The 17,821-nt window shown below is 43.7% G+C and carries 16 protein-coding genes and 1 pseudogene; 10 read left to right on the top strand and 7 right to left on the bottom strand.

All coding sequences use genetic code 11. The features are described from left to right. Positions 1–43: 43 nt before the first annotated feature. The 5 genes and pseudogenes from FHS68_RS18395 to FHS68_RS18375 all read right to left on the bottom strand — a co-directional run bounded on the left by FHS68_RS18395 (position 44) and on the right by FHS68_RS18375 (position 4,825). Positions 44–901 carry a DUF8740 domain-containing protein gene (locus tag FHS68_RS18395; RefSeq protein ID WP_208408347.1) on the bottom strand — a complete coding sequence of 286 codons (858 nt, stop codon included), beginning with the start codon at positions 899–901 and terminating at the stop codon, positions 44–46. Beyond that, positions 902–1,678 carry a T9SS type A sorting domain-containing protein gene (locus tag FHS68_RS26685; RefSeq protein ID WP_167272960.1) on the bottom strand — a complete coding sequence of 259 codons (777 nt, stop codon included), beginning with the start codon at positions 1,676–1,678 and terminating at the stop codon, positions 902–904. It lies immediately after the preceding gene. Beyond that, positions 1,675–2,427, bottom strand: coding sequence for a hypothetical protein (locus FHS68_RS18385; RefSeq protein ID WP_167272958.1), 753 nt, complete (start codon positions 2,425–2,427; stop codon positions 1,675–1,677). The genes FHS68_RS26685 and FHS68_RS18385 overlap by 4 nt, the downstream gene beginning before the upstream one ends. A 472-nt stretch (positions 2,428–2,899) precedes the next feature. Next, positions 2,900–3,334: pseudogene (locus FHS68_RS18380) on the bottom strand (recombinase family protein). Positions 3,335–3,613: 279 nt separating this feature from the next. Further along, positions 3,614–4,825, bottom strand: a complete 1,212-nt coding sequence (locus tag FHS68_RS18375) for a C45 family peptidase (RefSeq protein WP_167272955.1) — start codon at positions 4,823–4,825, stop codon at positions 3,614–3,616. A 348-nt stretch (positions 4,826–5,173) separates the two neighbouring features. Between FHS68_RS18375 and FHS68_RS18370 the strand changes: the two genes are divergently transcribed. The 3 genes from FHS68_RS18370 to FHS68_RS18360 all read left to right on the top strand — a co-directional run bounded on the left by FHS68_RS18370 (position 5,174) and on the right by FHS68_RS18360 (position 8,067). Next, positions 5,174–6,997 (top strand): serine hydrolase domain-containing protein, encoded by a 1,824-nt coding sequence (locus tag FHS68_RS18370; RefSeq protein ID WP_167272953.1) that lies wholly within the window; start codon positions 5,174–5,176, stop codon positions 6,995–6,997. Between the two features lie 126 nt (positions 6,998–7,123). Then, on the top strand, positions 7,124–7,621 hold the full coding sequence (locus tag FHS68_RS18365) for a peptide-methionine (S)-S-oxide reductase (RefSeq protein WP_167272950.1): 498 nt from the start codon (positions 7,124–7,126) through the stop codon (positions 7,619–7,621). Between the two features lie 62 nt (positions 7,622–7,683). Next, positions 7,684–8,067 (top strand): VOC family protein, encoded by a 384-nt coding sequence (locus tag FHS68_RS18360; RefSeq protein WP_167272948.1) that lies wholly within the window; start codon positions 7,684–7,686, stop codon positions 8,065–8,067. 83 nt (positions 8,068–8,150) lie between these two features. On the opposite strand, the gene FHS68_RS18355 is transcribed toward FHS68_RS18360, so the two are convergent. Together FHS68_RS18355 and FHS68_RS18350 are read right to left on the bottom strand one after the other, a co-directional pair. Continuing rightward, on the bottom strand, positions 8,151–8,948 hold the full coding sequence (locus tag FHS68_RS18355) for a helix-turn-helix domain-containing protein (RefSeq protein WP_229211951.1): 798 nt from the start codon (positions 8,946–8,948) through the stop codon (positions 8,151–8,153). 202 nt (positions 8,949–9,150) lie between these two features. Continuing rightward, positions 9,151–10,071, bottom strand: a complete 921-nt coding sequence (locus FHS68_RS18350) for an alpha/beta hydrolase (protein WP_167272943.1) — start codon at positions 10,069–10,071, stop codon at positions 9,151–9,153. A 345-nt stretch (positions 10,072–10,416) separates the two neighbouring features. On the opposite strand from FHS68_RS18350, the gene FHS68_RS18345 reads away from it, so the two are divergent. The 7 genes from FHS68_RS18345 to FHS68_RS18315 all read left to right on the top strand — a co-directional run bounded on the left by FHS68_RS18345 (position 10,417) and on the right by FHS68_RS18315 (position 17,714). After that, positions 10,417–11,673 (top strand): beta-propeller fold lactonase family protein, encoded by a 1,257-nt coding sequence (locus FHS68_RS18345; RefSeq protein WP_167272940.1) that lies wholly within the window; start codon positions 10,417–10,419, stop codon positions 11,671–11,673. Positions 11,674–11,865: 192 nt separating this feature from the next. Continuing rightward, positions 11,866–12,729 (top strand): SDR family oxidoreductase, encoded by an 864-nt coding sequence (locus tag FHS68_RS18340; RefSeq protein ID WP_167272938.1) that lies wholly within the window; start codon positions 11,866–11,868, stop codon positions 12,727–12,729. Position 12,730: 1 nt separating this feature from the next. Beyond that, a complete protein-coding gene (locus FHS68_RS18335) occupies positions 12,731–13,315 on the top strand; it encodes a gluconate 2-dehydrogenase subunit 3 family protein (RefSeq protein WP_167272935.1) in 585 nt (194 codons plus the stop codon). Further along, positions 13,302–14,849, top strand: a complete 1,548-nt coding sequence (locus FHS68_RS18330; protein ID WP_167272934.1) for a GMC family oxidoreductase — start codon at positions 13,302–13,304, stop codon at positions 14,847–14,849. Before FHS68_RS18335 ends, FHS68_RS18330 begins: the two co-directional genes overlap by 14 nt. A gap of 49 nt (positions 14,850–14,898) precedes the next feature. Further along, positions 14,899–16,239, top strand: coding sequence for a family 1 glycosylhydrolase (locus tag FHS68_RS18325; protein WP_167272931.1), 1,341 nt, complete (start codon positions 14,899–14,901; stop codon positions 16,237–16,239). Between the two features lie 2 nt (positions 16,240–16,241). Continuing rightward, positions 16,242–17,024: an alpha/beta fold hydrolase gene (locus tag FHS68_RS18320; protein WP_167272928.1), complete on the top strand. Its 783-nt coding sequence runs from the start codon at positions 16,242–16,244 to the stop codon at positions 17,022–17,024. A gap of 111 nt (positions 17,025–17,135) precedes the next feature. Further along, positions 17,136–17,714 carry a Crp/Fnr family transcriptional regulator gene (locus FHS68_RS18315; protein ID WP_167272926.1) on the top strand — a complete coding sequence of 193 codons (579 nt, stop codon included), beginning with the start codon at positions 17,136–17,138 and terminating at the stop codon, positions 17,712–17,714. Positions 17,715–17,821: the final 107 nt, after the last annotated feature.

Below are 17,821 nucleotides of genomic sequence, written 5' to 3'. Positions count from 1 at the left end.
GCGGGAATGTGAAGTATGTTCAGGAAGCATCCATCCAGACAAACTAACGGAGCCTTGTGATCACCAAATGTGCAGAGACAGGATAGCCAAAGAATCCTCCTCCGGCGTATGGTGTAATTGTCAATGCCAGGGAGCTGCCAGATGGATTTCTCAATTGCAATGTAGAATAGCCAAAAGTTGATTCGATAAGAGCCATGCCAACGATTTGAGTAGCTCCCGTGTTCCTGCCCACTACTGTATACGGCAGCTCAGATCCGTCGAGACTTAATATCAACTGACCAGGCTCGTCCACACTCACCTGAAAAGATACCTGATAAACACCAGCTTCAAGCAACAAAAATGTAGCGGGATCATTACGTAGAATCCCCTGGCTGGTAACTCCATCGCTAGGAAACTCCACTGGCGACCCTGGGGCAAGTGTGGCTGCATTATCAGAAGGTGCCAATGCGTAGAAGTCTCCATATGCGAGGGTTCCGGCTGTTGTAGCTGTCTTTGCGTACAGCGCATATGGAACACTCAGCAACTCATTCGTTCCGGAAATGGTATAGTTTGTGCCACCCGCAGGGTCTGTCTCCGTCTTTATAAAATACGGCCCGCTGGCCCAGTTAATGGATGAAAACGATCCCGTGACGACGAGACCAGTGCCAACAGACAAGGTGACCAATCCATTCGCGTTGGCACCAGGCGTATGGGTTTCCACATACACGGCCGTTCCTGCAACGGAACCTAGCAGAATGCTGATTTTCATTCCGACCGTCTGGTTAACAACCAATTCACCTGCGCCATTCCGGATCACCGCCTGGTAACTCATTTTTTCCGGAGCCTGGGCATGGAGTGTTATCCCGATGAAAACGATTAAAGTTAATATCGCACTCGTTTTACGTAAAGTTGCTGCCATCATTTAGTTTTTTATAATCGTGAAATGTTCTGTTACACTTTTGCCAAAAATCTGGATGATGTAAGCGGCTGGCGAAAGCTGGCTCACATTGATTATACCTTCTTTCAAGAGTTGGCTGTCTCCTATCAATCGTCCACCTAAATCGAAGATCTTATAACTCCGAACTTCGGTTTTAGCGTTGCTTACATGCAGATAGCTGTTCACCGGATTAGGATAAACGAGTGTTTCAGTCATATTTTGGGTTCTCACAGCTCTTATTCTGGAATAAGCGAAAGTGCGGTCGAAGTCAGTTTGTTTGAGGCGGTAGTAACTGGTTCCGGGATGTGGGAGAGGATCTGTCCAGCTATATTTTTTCAGCGTCGTGCTGTTGCCCTCGGCGCTTACACGCATTGCTTCAGCGAACGTGGTACCGTCAACGCTTCTTTCAATGGTAAAAAAGTCATTGTTGAATTCAGAAGAAGTTTCCCAGCGGATCAACACTTGCCGGCGGTTTTCGATGGTTATGGGCAATGCCTCAAAGGAAATCAGCGTTACCGGCAAATTGGCGTCGTTGAAGGCTTGCTGTACTCCCGCGCTCACCGTCCCACCCGCAGCGGTGTTGCTGATATAAAAAACCTGCCCTACAGAATAGCTGACCGAGCCCCCGCTTCCAGTTGCATTGCCGCCAGAAGAAACACTACCCTGCTGGGCGAGAGCCATTTGAAAAGAAAAAACAAACGGCAGAAGAAGAAAGCAGTATGCAGAGTATCGAGGATTCAGTCCGGTGCGCCTGGTTTTCACGTTTGTAGGTTAGATTTAGGATAATTATAGTAATAATACTGAATTTGCCCGTTAAAAGCCCTATCAAAAATAGAAGTTTTCGCTGGAAAATCGGCGAACCACAGCATTGTCATGCCGACAATTCCACCTAAAAGGGCAAGAGCAAAAACTATTTTTATGATTGCCGATGTCGGCGTAACCGAATCACCGAATCCCCGAATGGCTAAAACCTTATGATGTCGAACCAGTATATCAGCCCCATTTTTAAAGTAAATCCAACGAACTGCCAAAATCCAAATAACAATGATATAGAAGTGGAGTATCAAAACGAAAGGGTTAAGCGTCCTTGGATGGAAGTAGTCGTAAACCGAATTTGTTCGTCCGGTTAAGCTGCCAATGGCCATGATAAACCCAGGAATAGTTCCGTAGATAAAAATGGCCTTCAAAATTTTGTCATATCCGGATTTAAGATCAGGATTTTTGTCAATGTGTTCTTGGACCCGGGATTTGATCATAAAATAATTAACTACCATCACTCCGATAAATAGTACCCAGGCATATCTAGAAATTATATCCATTTGTGGAATGGTCTTTAAAATTGGAACAATAGGTAAATCTACAAAATGTGTTCGACCAAAATGGTGAAACGAAAGCCTGCAACCCGGAAATGGAAGCTCAGAAACCCATTTGGAGCCGGTCGGTTTGTCACACGAACAATGGCTTTCACTCTGTTCCGCCTGGTGGCGCACCCAACATATTATTGTACGCAATTTTGCGGAACTATTGCCGACTAAATAATTGATAGTTAGTCAATAATAGTTCTATGTTTCTTTACGCTATATGGGTAAATCTGACTCTTACTAACGTAACAAAAGTTGCGATGAGCGGCTGATTTAAGGGCGTGAGGGAGATAGGTCACTTTATTACGTAAAATCATGTGCTGCTAGCTAGCGATACTTAATAAAGTTACAGATTTCATGCGCGTTAATCTATTCAAAAATGCAATGTTTGATAGCGAAATAGAATGATAACCTAACGTCCCGATAAACGTCCGTTTTGGCTCAGTACAAGTCTTTTATAATTAAGTGATATGTTCCTTTTGCCAAGCTAAGTATCGGTAAACTGTCGCTCTGCTCAAAGGAAACAACTTGTCAATCTCGGCGACCGTGTTCATCTTGCTGACATACACTGAATTAACTGCCTTTGCTTTCGCCTCAGGAGTAAGCCCCTTGGGTCGTCCGCCTAAACGTCCCTGGCACGAGCAGCAGCCAGAGCAGCCTTCGTTCGTTCGCGTATCATGTCCTGTTCAAATTCAGCCGGTGATGCAAATAAATTAAAAACTAATCAGCCCTGAGCTGTCGTCGTATCAATAGCATCATTTAGACTTCGAAATCCAATTCCGTTGTTCTGAAAGTCATTTATCAGTGTGAATAATCCTTTAAGAGACCTACCTAGTCGATCCAATTTCCAAACTACAATGGTATCCTCCTCACGAACGACGTCCAGCATCTTTTGGAGTTGTGGTCTCAATTTTGCTGAGGATACCTCTTCTTGAAAGATTTTCTGACAACCCGTTGTTTTAAGGGCATCCAATTGCAGTGCTAAGTTTTGGTCCTGGGCGGTCGGCCGCTGCCGTCGGAACGCGTGCGTAGCCAATGAGCATGGTTTTTCAAACATTAGAAGAAATGGTACTTAGCGCTTTATGATTTAATAAGGAGCTATCCCTGCAATTTTAATTGGGAACTCCGCGAGGTTAAAAAGGTTACAGCATTTACAAATAGCGCTCATTCTGCTGCTATTTTATCTTTTAGGTAAGTACAATATCTCTTCAAATAGAGATTTAGATGCATTGTCGGTAAAAGAGGGTTTTGAGAATGAAAAATTTAAGTTCGGTTAATGGATTTCTATGTAAGTGAGCTTCCAGAAAAACAGCTGCATCAAGTGAAGGTGGGATTTTTACAACACGTCGTAAAACCCCCAGTAGATGAACAAAAATATTAGCATCAGGTAAATGAGGTTATTTAGTGTCAACAGCAATTTAGATGGCATTCGCCAAATATTTTTGGCAAAGACTTTAATATTAACATTTAAGAGAGGGAGAATAAGTAATATCAGGATGAAAGGCAGGTATGCAACAATATTTTTTAATGAAAACTGAATGTCATGATATGGGGCTTGGCTATAAAATATGCCAGGGTTTCTCACAAGCAGGAACATATAGTATAACATTGGAACACTAATTACAAATAACAACAGCTTAAAACCCAAATATGAATCCGGGAACCGGGTCAACCTCCTTTGGCTTATCAGATAACCGATTAAAAAGTATACGGCAGAAAAAGCAAAAATAACACCACAGAAAAGCAGAAAAAGAAAAATGCGTTTGTCGTTCTGTGGGACTTTGTAGCCAGCTAATATTTCATATTCAGCATTTTTAGGAAAGAGGGAGACTATATCAAGAATATGATCTCCTTTTGCCAGTTCGCTTGCCAAATTGAATGTAACTTCTTTGGTGTAATCGTGGTAAAAATACAACCTGAAATCGCCATTTTGAAGATCGGCGATTGATGAATACATGGTGCCATCACCCATTTTTTCACGGCATTCATGCATTGTATCTACAAGAGCAAGGCAATAATTAGCAGTTGTATCCGACTGGTGTGTATTAATAAATTCACGGCCCCTTCGATATCGGGTCCAATCTAGTCGCTCTTTTTCGGGTGTGACAGATGGGCAGAAGTTGGCAATAATATATTTGTCGTCATTCCCCAAAATCAGTGTGTCGGGTTCCATAACCAGATAATGCCCCGATTTATCTGCAAAAAATAGTTGACCATTGCTGATAATATGCCTGTTATATTGAATCGCAAATTGCTCCACTTCTTCAACAGTTTTACAGGTCTGCATAATTTCCGTAACGAACTGGGAGAAATTGGTAACTGTTTTTTTTGATGAATCAACTTTAATTTTCTCCTTATAAATCGTCAGTCCATCGAAGGCCAGCCCGGCTTCGTTCATTCCGCCTTGCGGGAAAAGATCGCTGTAACTCACATATAATGCCCCCAATTTGCCCACAGGCGCATTTACAAAGTTTATACGTGATCCTGTCCTCCAAGAATCCTCGTTATTACCTAAATAGGTTTTACCATTGATTGTTACCTTGCACATACTACATGCTAAACCAGTTGGACTGAACATTGGTGTAAAGGCAACTAACAAGAATAGACAGATGCGGAGAGTAGTTTGCATAAGGCTTTATAATCAGTAACTTATGAGGTTATCCAATTATTGTGCGGTTATTCTTCTGAAATTATAGTGTTTTCCGTAATCAGTTGATTGCATTCAGGGTCACAATAATTAGTGTCATAAAACGTCCGATGCCAGATAAGGTTGACGGTAAAGATAGGGTATGAGGCAGTACCAGGAATGGAGCGTTTTTGTAAGACAGTTGCATTTACATTTCGTTAACCTTCTTTTACAGGTCATTAACAGACGACACGATAGAAACTTTTAGCTTTGTGGCCCACCGCAGTGGCGGCCACCGCAGTGGCCGCCACTGCGGTGGTTAAAATCCTTGAAAACAAAACCAAACCATCCATGAAAAACCAACGCCTCTTTCTGATTCTTTCCTTTCTATTCGTTGTATTTCACGTCCACGCGGATGATCTGGACGATTTTATCCGGAGCCAAATGCAGAAGCGGGGTATTCCCGGTTTGTCCCTGGCAATCATTCAGGACGGAAAAATCTTGAAGGCTCAGTCATATGGATTTATTGATAAGGATGGAAAGGTGCCTGTCACGACGAACACCTTGTTTCAGGCAGGCTCGGTTAGTAAATCGGTTGCGGCTATGGGCGCTCTGTATCTTGTTGAACATAATAAACTTCTTCTGGATGAGAATGTTAACGTAAAACTTAAAAGTTGGAAAGTTCCTGATAATGAATTTACAAATGACAAAAAGGTAACACTGCGCGGGATACTCAGTCATACTACCGGTCTTACTGTACACGGATTCCCGGGATACGCTGTGGGCGCGAAGATCCCTTCGGTAGTTCAGATTCTGGATGGGACAGCCCCAGCCAACACACCACCGGTTCGCGTAGACTTTGTTCCGGGCTCCCGTTGGAGGTATTCAGGTGGCGGTTATACCGTCATGCAACAACTGATGGTGGATGTGACTGGCGCTGTTTTTCCGGAATTCATGAAAAATAATGTGCTTTCGCCACTTGGTATGAAAAATAGTACCTACCAACAACCTTTACCTCCAGAACTGGCAAAATTGACGGCAACCGGTCACTATAACAATCGAAGTTTAGTGGAAGGTCGCTGGCACATTTATCCTGAGATGGCAGCAGCGGGATTGTGGACTACGCCGTCCGATCTGGCTCGATTCGCGATTAGTATTCAGAATGCATATGCTGGAAAATCAGAAAGTGTATTATCCCAGTCCATGACCCGCCAAATGTTGACAGATCAGAAAAACAGGGATGGACTTGGTGTTTTTTTGCAGGGTGACAGTACTACGCTCCGCTTCGGTCACAATGGGCGCGACGAAGGTTTTGATGCATTACTTACTGCTAGTGTGAACAAAGGACAAGGCATTGTGATCATGATCAATGCGAATGATAACTCGCTTATGATGGGCAGGATTGTTGATTTTATCGCTGACTATTACCACTGGGATGGGTTTCCTGTAAAGAGCGCTAAACCGGCCGCAGTAGATGTGGATTCTAAAACTTTAACGGCTTTCGAAGGTCGATATGAATTATTTAACAATCGAATTGTCACTTTTGACGCTGAGAATCAGCGGCTTTTTACCATCGAAGATGGTTTTATTGATGAAGAATTTGTGCCCGTCGCTAATAATACGTTTACATCGACTGACCGGAATGTTTCCGTGATCTTCAATCCCGACGCTAATGGAAATGTGACTGCCTTCACGCTTAAAGACAAAGACCAAGGCTATGAGCGGACAGTACCACGTATTGGGCCGCTTGCCGATGCCAATAAAACCAATGCCGATCCTGATCCGTCACGCACACCCAAAATCATGGCGGCTTTGCAGGCTATGGTAAAGGGTGGTAAAATATTAGAAGAAGCATCAGGCCTCACTTTGGGAGCCAAACGCGATTTTGCAGGAGGAATGCGAGAGCCGGAAACTTTGAAATCATTAACTTTTATTCATTCAGAAAACGTCGCAGGCCGGGGAATTCAACGCCACGAAAGCGACGTAAGCGAAATAGTAACTTACCAATTGAAGTCCAATAAGCCGGACACCTATATACTCGTCCATCTGACCTCCGACGGCTTGGTTACGGATTGCGATCTCGTTGAAAAATAATGACTATTTGAAGCGAATTATGCAGGTATTGATTTCCTTACCCTGCTGAGCGTTTCAGGAGTGAGTTTTAGATAGCCTCGTCGTCGGTGAAATTGCATACCTTGAACTCATAAACAAGTTAGGCTCATGCCAGACATAGTCAAAATCGGATTGGGAGGAAGCTGCCACTGGTGCACTGAAGCGATATTTCAGTCTTTAAAAGGAGTCGTAAACGTAAGCCAGGGTTGGATAGAGTCAGATGAGAGTTTGACGGAATTTTCAGAAGCCGTTGTCGTGGAATTTGATCCTGATTTAATTTCTTTCGAGAATATTATTGAAGTTCACCTTCACACGCACAGTTGTACTTCAGAGCATTCAATGAGATCTAAATATAGATCTGCCGTTTACACTTTCAGTGAAGAAAACGTAAGCTCAATAAAACAAGCCATTGAAAAGTTTCAAATTGATTTTGAACACCCGATCATCACAAAGGTGATGTCGTTTAAAAGCTTCAGATTGAACAATGAAAAGTATCTGGAGTATTACTACAAAAACCCGGATAAGCCTTTTTGCAAAACATACATTGTTCCGAAATTACAGATTCTTCTAAAACAGTTTTCAAGTCATGTCATGACGATAAATTGAAATAGTTAATTTGCGGGCCGATGTAAAGGATAAGGTATGAAATCGATAACAAAAAAGAAACTATGAAGGCAATCATTGTCCCAACGCTCACGGTAGGAAATGGAGCAGAAGCAATTGCATTTTATCAGAAAGCATTCGGTGCTAATATTCTCATGTCCAATACCGCACCTGATGGATCGGTGGTCGCAGAGATGGAAATAATGGGCGCCAGGTTCGTGGTTGCAGATCAGTCGGAAGAGCATGGTAATTTTAGTCCTGAAAAACTAAATGGCACACCCGTGAGGATCGGTTTGCAGGTTGAAGATCCGGACCAGGTATTTGAACTTGCAGTAAAAGCAGGGGCATCAATAATTTATGAGGTAGCCGATCAGGATTATGGCTACAGGTTGGGCCATCTTTCAGATCCTTTTGGTCATCAGTGGGAAATTTTTAAGCCGTCCTTGTAATTGGCATATCGACGCGCCTTGGTAAAACCGTCTGTAGATATTTTCACGCCATCTCGCCACCGAAAAACCTGTTCTTATTCGATTTAATTTGTATTTCTGTATTGTTGTGGTGTCAGTCCTGTTTTGGTTCTAAAAACCTTTGTGAAATGTGAGGGATATTCAAACCCAAGTTCATAAGCAATTTCACTAATTGATTTTTCGGTGCTCCATAAAAGCGATTTTGCAGCGTCAACAAGTTTGAGATGTATGTGTTCTTGTGTTGTCTTACCCGTGAACCTGTTCAGCAAATCGGATAAATAGTTAGGTGACAGATTTAATTGGAATGCAAAAAACTTAACGTCGGGCAATCCAGCCTCAATTAATGTTTCCTGTGCAAAATATTCATTCAATATGTGTTCAAATCTTTGAACAATGTCTTTATTTACTTTACTCCTGGTAAGAAACTGTCTGTCGTGAAAGCGATTACAATAATTCAGAAGTAATTCCAGATTACTTACAATCAAGGCTTCTGTGTGCTTATCGATATTTTGCGAATATTCTTTTTTGATTTTTTCAATACAATCTTTTAAAATTTGCTTTTCATCGTCTGAAATATGCAAAGCTTCATTGGCCTCGTAACCAAAAAATCCGTATTGGTTTATTTTTCTACCAAGGGCCGTACCGTTAATTAAATCAGAATGAAAAAACAAGCCCCAACCTTCGTCCATTTGAAGATTGTGGCTTGCACTCACAACTTGATGAGGGGCGGTGAAAATCAGGGTGCCTTCATTGAAATCGTAAAGCGATTTCCCATACTTGAAAGCACCTTCAAAGTGCTTGCAGGATATGGTATAAAACGCCATTTGGTAAGAGGCCTCTAATGCAATTACTTCAGGTTTCATATGAGTCAAATCAACCAATGAAATAAGCGGGTGCCTGGGTTTATCGTACCCAAATACCTTATGTGCTTCGCTTATAGATGGGAGTTCTACAAATTTATTTGTCATTGTCTATTTACAAAACTTTTGTTGGTAAAGAGATTATTGAAAGTGTAGAGATTTTGGCTTTTACACTTTCAATAATTTTTATGTCCGAACAAGTATTTTAATTTAAATTCTTTTTAAAAAATTCGTCCAGTTTTGGCACAGATTGTGAAACATGGTCATAGAGTGAAACGTGTGTCTCACCTTCAATTAAAAACAATTCTTTTGGCTCGTTTGCCTTTTCGTAGGCATCTTTTGTCATCCATAAGGTCTGTGCATCCGTTCCTGCAATCATCAATACTGGTCGTGGTGCAATTAAGTAAGCAAAATCAGGTGAATAGAAACTTGCAATACGTTCTACACTACTTAAAGGAGTGAAATTGGATTGTCTGGGGTTTTGACCTCTATCGGTACAATAATATTCCCAACCTTCGTAGGTAATGCTTCCTGCGGCTTTGGCTTCTTCTGGCGTTGGGCGTATGGGAAATGTGCCTGGGGCTTTTCCGTTGAGTACCGCAATTCTGTCAGCAGCAGCAGCATCAAGCATGCCTTGGATAATTTTAGGGTCTTGCTTCCCGTCAGAACCTTTTCTGTTCCAGTCGCCTAAATCAACGCCACTTACGGTTGCAAGTGCCTTTATAGTATGGTCCGTGGCAGTGGCGACGATCGAATAACCACCTGAAGCACATATACCGAGAACCCCTATGTTTTCAGCATCTACATCCTTTATCGTAGTTAAAAAGCCTGCGGCAGCTCTAATATCTTCTACCCTTTGCGAAGGGTCTTCCAGGCCGCGTGACGTTCCTTCGCTTTCTCCCTGGTAAGCTGCATCAAAAGCCAAAGTGATAAATCCTTTTTCCGCCAAGCTTTTTGCATAAAGCTCAGCGGTTTGCTCTTTCACCCCAGCGGCTGGATGTGCAACAACGATTGCCGGTGTAGGTTTATCTCCCTGCTTAAAACCGGCTGGATAGAAAAGATTTGCAGCAATTTTTATTGAATTAGATTCAAAGCTGACTTTTTTTTCCGATACGGTATCTTTCATGTTTGACATTTTTTTTTGTGTTTTTTGGTTGGACTCTTGCACTAAGAGCAAAATTCTGACAAAAGACAGAATTGGGCTTATACATATCTACGCAAGACTTATACATTTCCCGGTTGTAATAGGGATAATGTGACATACATAATTCTGATATTCAGCAATTTAATTCCCCACAGCCTCTATTTTAAAGATCACATTTGCTCAAAGTGGGATAAAACTTAGAGCGCAAGGTTCATTCCTCATTTCAAAATGAGTGGAACAGTATTTGCTATTTTGGCAAAACTCAGCTTCGAATTATTCAATCGAGTATTTAAATAATTTGATCATTTTCAACTAAATTCCATAACTATGAGGCGCGCACTTTTTCTTCTTTTGTTTTCTGTGGTACTCTTTTCCTGCATGGACCACGAGAACCCGACTGTTGGTACTGACATTCTTTATATACAAACCAATAACTTCGAAGACAACCAAAATGCAGTACTTGCCTACAAGGTTAGTAACGATGGATCATTGGAACCTTTGGTGGGCAGTCCTTTTCTTACCAAAGGATCAGGCGTTGGTAACCCCATGCAAATATTGGGACCACTTGATTCTGATTATGAATTAAGGGTATCCGCAGATGGGAAATTCCTTATGGCTGTAAACTCAGGCAGCAATACAATTGCGGTGTTTAGCATAAAAGCCGATGGAGCACTGGAGCATGTTGCTGGATCACCCTTCCCATCCAATGGGCAAACCCCTGTGGTAATAGACGTTTCCGGCAATTTTGTATTTGTACTCAACAAGAGTCAAGACCCCTTGCATGCTACTCCGGAGCTCCCAAACTATTCAACATTTACAATCGATGGTGCGGGAAAATTGACTCCTGTTCCAGGTGCGAAATTTGAAACGACAGCAGGTACTTCTCCTTCCAATGCACTGGTTTCCCGAGACGGCAAATTTTTGTTCGGCACCGACTTCCTTGGTTTTATGTTGATGCCCCCGGTTGGTACCCTACGCACTTTTACAATCAGCGGATCGGGTAATTTAACCCCGGTAGCCGGTTCGCCTTATGTAGTACCAGGCATGAACGGCACAGCATTGGGATTATGGCAGCATCCGTCAGGATCCGTATTATATGTGGGTAACCCGCTACAAGGAATGGTGAATGTGTATGCAATCAATGGTGTCACTGGCGCTCTAACCCTTCAAACATCCGTAGCGGCCGGAAAAGCAGCTTGCTGGATCCGTACCAATAAAGCAGGCGACCGGATGTACGTTCTTAATTCAGCTGATAATACCGTACAAGTATACAACACTTCAAACCCCATGGCTCCTTCGTCCATACAAACGTTCGAGCTCCAAAATTCAGGGCCTATCTATCCTGGACCCGGAGGTGTAGCGTTCAAAACAAGTCAGGATTTCTCGATAGTTTTTTCTTCAGCGGAAGAAAAGTTGTTTATAGTCAATCAACATACAAACGTGGACTTCAGCATTGGCAACTTCAACTTTTTACATTCTTTGAAAATTGCCGCTGACGGAATGGTAACTGAAGAAATGGAGCCGGTTCAAATACCTGTTCCTAATACTGTCAGGCCAAAAGGGTCTGTCATTATAAGCAGATAATTAGAAACAGGTATCGTTAGATTTGGCCTGACTTCGAAATGACTATCGAATCAATCAGTGTGACTCCGTCGGCAGGCCAATTCTGATGTGTATTGCGTATAATAATAGACGTTCAGGCAATCTTAGGCTTAATATGCTTAGGCGGCACGCATTTTGTTGCAGTTAGAAAAGAAACAATCTGAACTTCAATCAATGAGACATTATCCAAAAGCCAAAGAATTTACCGGTCAAAAGCAGCCCTATCCTGCAAAGGAATCCGAAATGGATCCTGTACCACAAACAGAACTTCTACATTACAAGCCAGCTCAGAAATTGGTTGACAAGGTTGCAATCATCACAGGCGGAGACTCAGGGATCGGTCGGTCTGTGGCCATTGGATTTTCCATGGAAGGTGCAAACGTTGCAATTATTTACAACGAAAATGACGACGATGCCGACGAAACCCAGAGGCTTTGTGAAATGCGGGGCACCAAATGTCTGGTAATAAAAGCCGATTTGCGGCATTCAGAAGAATGTAAACGAGCAGTTTTGGAAACAGTAGCTGAATTTGGTTCGTTAAATATTCTGGTCAATAATGCGGCCTATCAGATGGCACAAAAGGAGTTTGAAGAAATCACAGAAGAGCAACTCCGAAGAACTTTTGATACCAACATTCTTGGCTATTTTTTTATGGCCCAGGCTGCTTTACCTTATTTACATGAAGGCGATTCCATTATCAATACCGGAAGTATTGTTGGGCAGACAGGCATTCCAATTCTGATAGACTACTCTTCTACCAAGGGCGCAATCCATTCTTTTACCAAATCGCTGGCCTTAAACCTTGGCGAAAAAGGTATCCGCGTGAACTGCGTGGTTCCAGGGCCAATATGGACACCCATGATCCCCGGCACCATGCCCATTGAAGAGGTTCAAAATTTCGGACACGAAGTTGCGCTGGCAAGGCCAGGCCAGCCAGAGGAGCTTGCACCTGCTTATATTCTGCTGGCCTCGGACGATGGAAGTTTTATGACAGGAAGTTTTATACATGTCACAGGCGGAAAATTGTCGAGCGACTAATATGCTAAATGAGCGAGACAAATCCGGCTGGGTTAAGGATGTTTTGCAAACGGATCAAGTGAGCGATAACACGCGAAAAGTTCTTGATGAAAGACTCAACAGACAGCCCACCACCAAAGCGTCCTTTTTTGCTACCGGTGCTTTTCAAACATTACAAGCACTTTGCAGCAGGCTAATACCCCAACCGCAGGATCGTCCGCACCCGGTAGATTTGCCGGGTCTTTTAGATCAATATCTCATTGAGGGGAAGGGCAACGGATGGAGGTATGATTTAATGCCAGCCGATGAAGAAGCTTTTCGTCAGGGGATAGCCGGGTTCGACGAAACGGCTGTTTTGATATTTTCAAAGCATTTTATCGAGTTAGATAAGAACAGTCAACACGATGTTATACGGTCAGTTCAATTCGGAGAAGCGGCTGGTAATATTTGGCAAAAAGTCCCGTCACAACTATTCTTCGAGGAGCTGCTCGGAGTTCTGGTTGAATTATATTACAGTCACCCGACTGCAAAAGAAGAGATTGGGGACGCGTCATTCGCGGATGCGAACGGCTGGAATAACATTGGACTGGAAAATGCGCCGATATAAAAACGCTGACCTTGTAGATGCGGTCGTGATTGGAACCGGCGCTGGAGGTGCTCCTTTACTCGCAAAACTGTCCAAAGCAGGTTTGAAAGTGGTGGCATTGGAGGCGGGCGAGCACTGGGACCCGACCCGAGATTTTGCTACCGATGAGGTAAGTCAATCCAAATTGTTCTGGAACGACGAGCGGCTGAGCGCGGGCAGTGATCCGTTGCCGTTTGGCAATAACAATTCCGGGACCGGCGTTGGCGGGTCAACTTTGCACTATACTGCCTATGTTCCAAGGCCCCAGCCAGACGATTTTCTTCTTCATACCCATTTTGGGAAAGGCGTTGACTGGCCAATTGGGTATCAGGACCTCGAAAATTATTATGATGAATTGGAACAGTTTCTGGGCATTTCGGGTCCCGCTGACTATCCCTGGGGGCCAAAAAGAAAAACGACTTATCCGCTTGCTCCATTGCCGTTGAACGGCGCGGCGATGTTGATGGAGCGGGGCTGCAAGCCACTGGGAATCAGGACTGTGTCTGCGCCAAATGCTGCGCTGTCCGCCCGGTATTATCAACAGGACGTGGGTTGGCGTAACGCTTGTAACAACCGCGGATTCTGCCAGGCTGGCTGCAACATCGGAGCCAAAGCAAGCATGGATGTAACTTATATTCCCGTCGCTATTCATTACGGTGCAGAAGTTCGCTCAAAATGCTTCGTTACCGGATTTGAATTGGATCAATCAGGAAAAGTTGGCGGGGTAATTTATTGGAATAATGGTACCGAGATGAAACAGAAATGTTGCCACGTGTTTGTTTGTGCCGGCGCGATAGAAACCCCTCGACTTCTTCTGTATAACGGTATCGCCAATTCAAGCGGTCAAGTTGGAAAAAACTTCATGGCGCATACCGGTATTCAGCTATGGGGCCAATTTGACGAAGAAATTCATCCGTACAAAGGCATACCGGGAGCCTTGATTTCTGAGCAAAATCACCGTCCGGCAGATGCTGATTTCGCGGGTGGTTATTTATTGCAATCCATTGGGGTCATGCCCGTTACTTATGCAACTCAGCTGGCCAGGGGACAGAAACTTTGGGGAGAGGACCTTATAGGGCATATGAAAAACTATAACCATGTAGCCGGGATCAATATACTCGGCGAATGCCTCCCGTATCCTTCCAATTATCTGGAACTCTCACAGGAATTGGATGCACGAAGATTACCAAAGCCCCGAATTCATTTTACTTTCGGTGAGAACGAAAATCGGCTGACGGCGCACGCGGAAAAAACGATGCGGCAAATCTGGGATGTAGCTGGCGCCGAAAAAGCCTGGTCTTTCAATCGGGGTGCACATACGATTGGTACCTGTAGAATGGGAAACAGCGCTGGAGATGCCGTGGTAAACAGTGATGGGCAAAGTTTTGACATACCAAACCTTTTCATTGCAGATAATTCGATTTTCCCAAGCGCGCTTAGCGCCAATCCCGCCCTTACGATCATGGCTTTGTCGTTGCGTATTGCGGAAAGATTTTTAATGAAGTTGAAATCTTAAGGTATTTATTCGCCTTTCACGATGGGTCAGGCGATGAAAACAGACAGATATGAAAAGCAAAAGTTTTCTTGATATTATTAAAAAGAAGCGAGGGAAAGACCATTATTCCGGCGATCAGTACGGGGGAGCAACCGGTAAGTCCGGCTCCGGGCTTCCCGACGGGTCCAATCGGAATTTTATGTTTGCCACAGGAATTGAATGCTCCTACCCGACAATCGGTCATGGTAAAATACGCCGTGATCAGATGGACGAATGCGGGCATTACAAGTTTTGGAAAAGGGACTTTGAGCTGGTCAATGAGCTCGGATTGAAAGTGCTTCGGTACGGTTTACCTTACCATAAGATTCATTTGGGACCGGGTAAGTATGACTGGACCTTCGCGGATGTGGTGATGAAGGAACTGAAACGAAAAGATATTACGCCGATCCTGGACCTGTTGCATTTCGGCTTGCCTGACTGGCTTGGTGATTTTCAAAATCCTGAATTGCCCATTCATTTCTCTGATTATGCCGGTGCCGTGGCCAAAAGATATCCCTGGGTCAGATATTATACACCGGTAAATGAGATTTATGTAACCGCAAAAGCGAGTGCGAAGGATGGACTTTGGAACGAGCAGCTTAAGTCCGATGAGGCGTTTGTCACAGCATTGAAAAATATCGTAGCGGCAAGCATTCTGGCTACGCATAGCATCGTAAAATTTCGCCCCGACGCCATCATAGTACAAAGTGAGTCGGCAGAATATATGCATGAGGCAAAGGCTGAACAGTCCCCCGAAGTCAAATTGTTGAATAAGCAGAGATTGCTGTCCCTGGATCTGCTTTATGCTTACTCTCCCGATGCAGAGGTTTACATTTATTTGATGGACAATGGCTTGACCAGGAATGAATATGACTGGTTTATGAAAGGAGAGCCGCCAGGTTATCAGGTGATGGGAAATGATTACTATGGACGCAACGAAAAAATAATGAAACCCGATAACAGCATCTGCACCGCAGAAGATGTCCTGGGCTGGTACCAGATCACAAAAGGCTACTATGACAGATATAAAAAGCCGGTGATGCATACGGAGACCAATACTTTTCTCCCGGATCAGGCCCCAACGTGGCTTTGGAAGCAATGGGTAAATATTCTCAGAATGCGTTCGGACGGTGTACCGGTTCTTGGATTTACCTGGTACAGTCTCACGGATCAGATTGATTGGGACACGCAACTTGCGGAAAAGAACGATACTGTAAATGCTTGTGGATTGTATGATTTGGATAGAAACCCCAGACCAGTCGCCGATGCTTATAAGATGCTTTTAAAGGAATATGGGCAAATTACGATTTTCCCGCACGGAGAACTTTTCGAGATCACAACAAGTGAGGCCCTGCTTAAAGTAGCTATCTGATCATGCAAACGCAATCATCCACGTTAAACTTTCTGGCGCAGGGAGATCCGGATAATCCGGTGCTTGTTTTCCTGCATTTCTTTGGAGGATCTTCCAGGACATGGTCAGCTGTGATGGAAGGGTTGTCGGATCAGTTCTATTGTGTCGCACCCGATCTCCCGGGCTGGGGAGACTCCGCTGCTCCTTCCGGGCAGATCTCCGTAAAGGCGAGTGTGGATCTGGTCATGCAGCTATTAAAGAGTTTAGACTTAGATCATTTCACACTTGTTGGTCATTCAATGGGTGGTAAGATTGCATATTTTATTGCAGCTCATCAGCCGCAAAGCGTTCAAAACCTGATTCTTATTGCTCCTTCCCCGCCTACGCCGGAGCCAATGAGTGAGGAGGACAGAATAAATTTGTCCAAAGCATTTGCTAACCGGCCTGCCGTGGAAAAGTTAATGGAGAAAACTACTTTTAAAACGATCTCCCCATTGCTGAAGGAAGCAGTCATCCATGACCATTTGCAGGCAACCTACAATGCCTGGAATTCCTGGATTGAAATAGGATCCCGCGAGGATATTTCAAATTTGCGTGTCGATGCGATGTTGTCGGCGTTAATCGTAAGTGGCGAAAAGGATTCGAACTTTTCGTCAGGTTTTCTAAAACAGGAATTCACAAAATACTTTCCGTCGGCGTTGTTTCATGAGGTTCCGGAAACTGGACATCTGCTACCGCTTGAATCTCCGTCTGAATTGGTCGCCATAGTGCGGGGTTTTATAGAAAAGAATAACCTGGCTCCTTAAAGTCCAATAAACCATGGGGGTTTCGTGAAGGATGATGGTTGTGTATAGGCTTATTTGTAACTTGGTGCGTAAGCGGCAACACAATCAATTTTTAAGTTTCACTTTTTTCTCATGCACCAAGAACTTAGAAACTACATCAATAAATATGCATCCACAGAAGTAACAGATGATGATTTTGAGTTGATAAAAGAGAAGTTTATCGCAAAACATTTCCGCAAGAACCAATACCTGTTGCAGGAAGGCGAAGTTAGCAAGCATGCAATATTTGTAGTTAAGGGAGCATTACGACAATACAGCGTCGATCAAAAGGGCGTAGAGCATATTGTAAATTTGTGCACAGAAAACTGGTGGGTTGGCGACAGGGAAAGCTTTACCATGCTGACGCCTTCCAAGTATAACATTGAAGCGGTAGAAGATGCTGATGTTTTGCTGCTAACGAAAGCAGGCTTCGGGGAGCTGGTAGATACTGTCCCCATTTTCGTTACCGTTTTAAGCGCAATGGATTATAACTATCAAATTGCATCGCAGGAAAGAATCAACTCCGCCATCAGTTTTTCCGCGGAAGAAAGATATCTAAACCTGGTGGCAACCAATCCTGCGTTGATACAACGTTTTCCTCAAACCATGATTGCTTCATTTCTCGGCGTTTCTCCTGAAACAATAAGCCGCATCCGCAATAAGGCGCATTAATATAGTATTCCTTTCTTCTTGTTTCATATCTCGTCTCTTGACAAATGTCAAGCCAATTTCTTGCTGTTTGTCATTGCAACAGGCCCCTCCGCGAATGCACCTTTGTA

It is taken from the genome of Dyadobacter arcticus (assembly GCF_011762185.1).
GTDB classification, from domain to species: domain Bacteria; phylum Bacteroidota; class Bacteroidia; order Cytophagales; family Spirosomataceae; genus Dyadobacter; species Dyadobacter arcticus.
Note: the sequence above shows the minus strand (reverse complement) of the source record. Positions and strands in the feature narration are given on the sequence as shown.

What these genes read in the sequence shown, in the direction of transcription:
- FHS68_RS18395 (WP_208408347.1), bottom strand. Translation starts at nt 901, where the DNA reads ATGATGGCAGCAACTTTACGTAAAACGAGTGCGATATTAACTTTAATC.
- FHS68_RS18375 (WP_167272955.1), bottom strand. Translation starts at nt 4,825, where the DNA reads ATGTGCAAGGTAACAATCAATGGTAAAACCTATTTAGGTAATAACGAG.
- FHS68_RS18365 (WP_167272950.1), top strand. Translation starts at nt 7,124, where the DNA reads ATGCCAGACATAGTCAAAATCGGATTGGGAGGAAGCTGCCACTGGTGC.
- FHS68_RS18360 (WP_167272948.1), top strand. Translation starts at nt 7,684, where the DNA reads ATGAAGGCAATCATTGTCCCAACGCTCACGGTAGGAAATGGAGCAGAA.
- FHS68_RS18355 (WP_229211951.1), bottom strand. Translation starts at nt 8,948, where the DNA reads ATGAAACCTGAAGTAATTGCATTAGAGGCCTCTTACCAAATGGCGTTT.
- FHS68_RS18350 (WP_167272943.1), bottom strand. Translation starts at nt 10,071, where the DNA reads ATGAAAGATACCGTATCGGAAAAAAAAGTCAGCTTTGAATCTAATTCA.
- FHS68_RS18345 (WP_167272940.1), top strand. Translation starts at nt 10,417, where the DNA reads ATGAGGCGCGCACTTTTTCTTCTTTTGTTTTCTGTGGTACTCTTTTCC.
- FHS68_RS18340 (WP_167272938.1), top strand. Translation starts at nt 11,866, where the DNA reads ATGAGACATTATCCAAAAGCCAAAGAATTTACCGGTCAAAAGCAGCCC.
- FHS68_RS18335 (WP_167272935.1), top strand. Translation starts at nt 12,731, where the DNA reads ATGCTAAATGAGCGAGACAAATCCGGCTGGGTTAAGGATGTTTTGCAA.
- FHS68_RS18330 (WP_167272934.1), top strand. Translation starts at nt 13,302, where the DNA reads ATGCGCCGATATAAAAACGCTGACCTTGTAGATGCGGTCGTGATTGGA.
- FHS68_RS18325 (WP_167272931.1), top strand. Translation starts at nt 14,899, where the DNA reads ATGAAAAGCAAAAGTTTTCTTGATATTATTAAAAAGAAGCGAGGGAAA.
- FHS68_RS18320 (WP_167272928.1), top strand. Translation starts at nt 16,242, where the DNA reads ATGCAAACGCAATCATCCACGTTAAACTTTCTGGCGCAGGGAGATCCG.
- FHS68_RS18315 (WP_167272926.1), top strand. Translation starts at nt 17,136, where the DNA reads ATGCACCAAGAACTTAGAAACTACATCAATAAATATGCATCCACAGAA.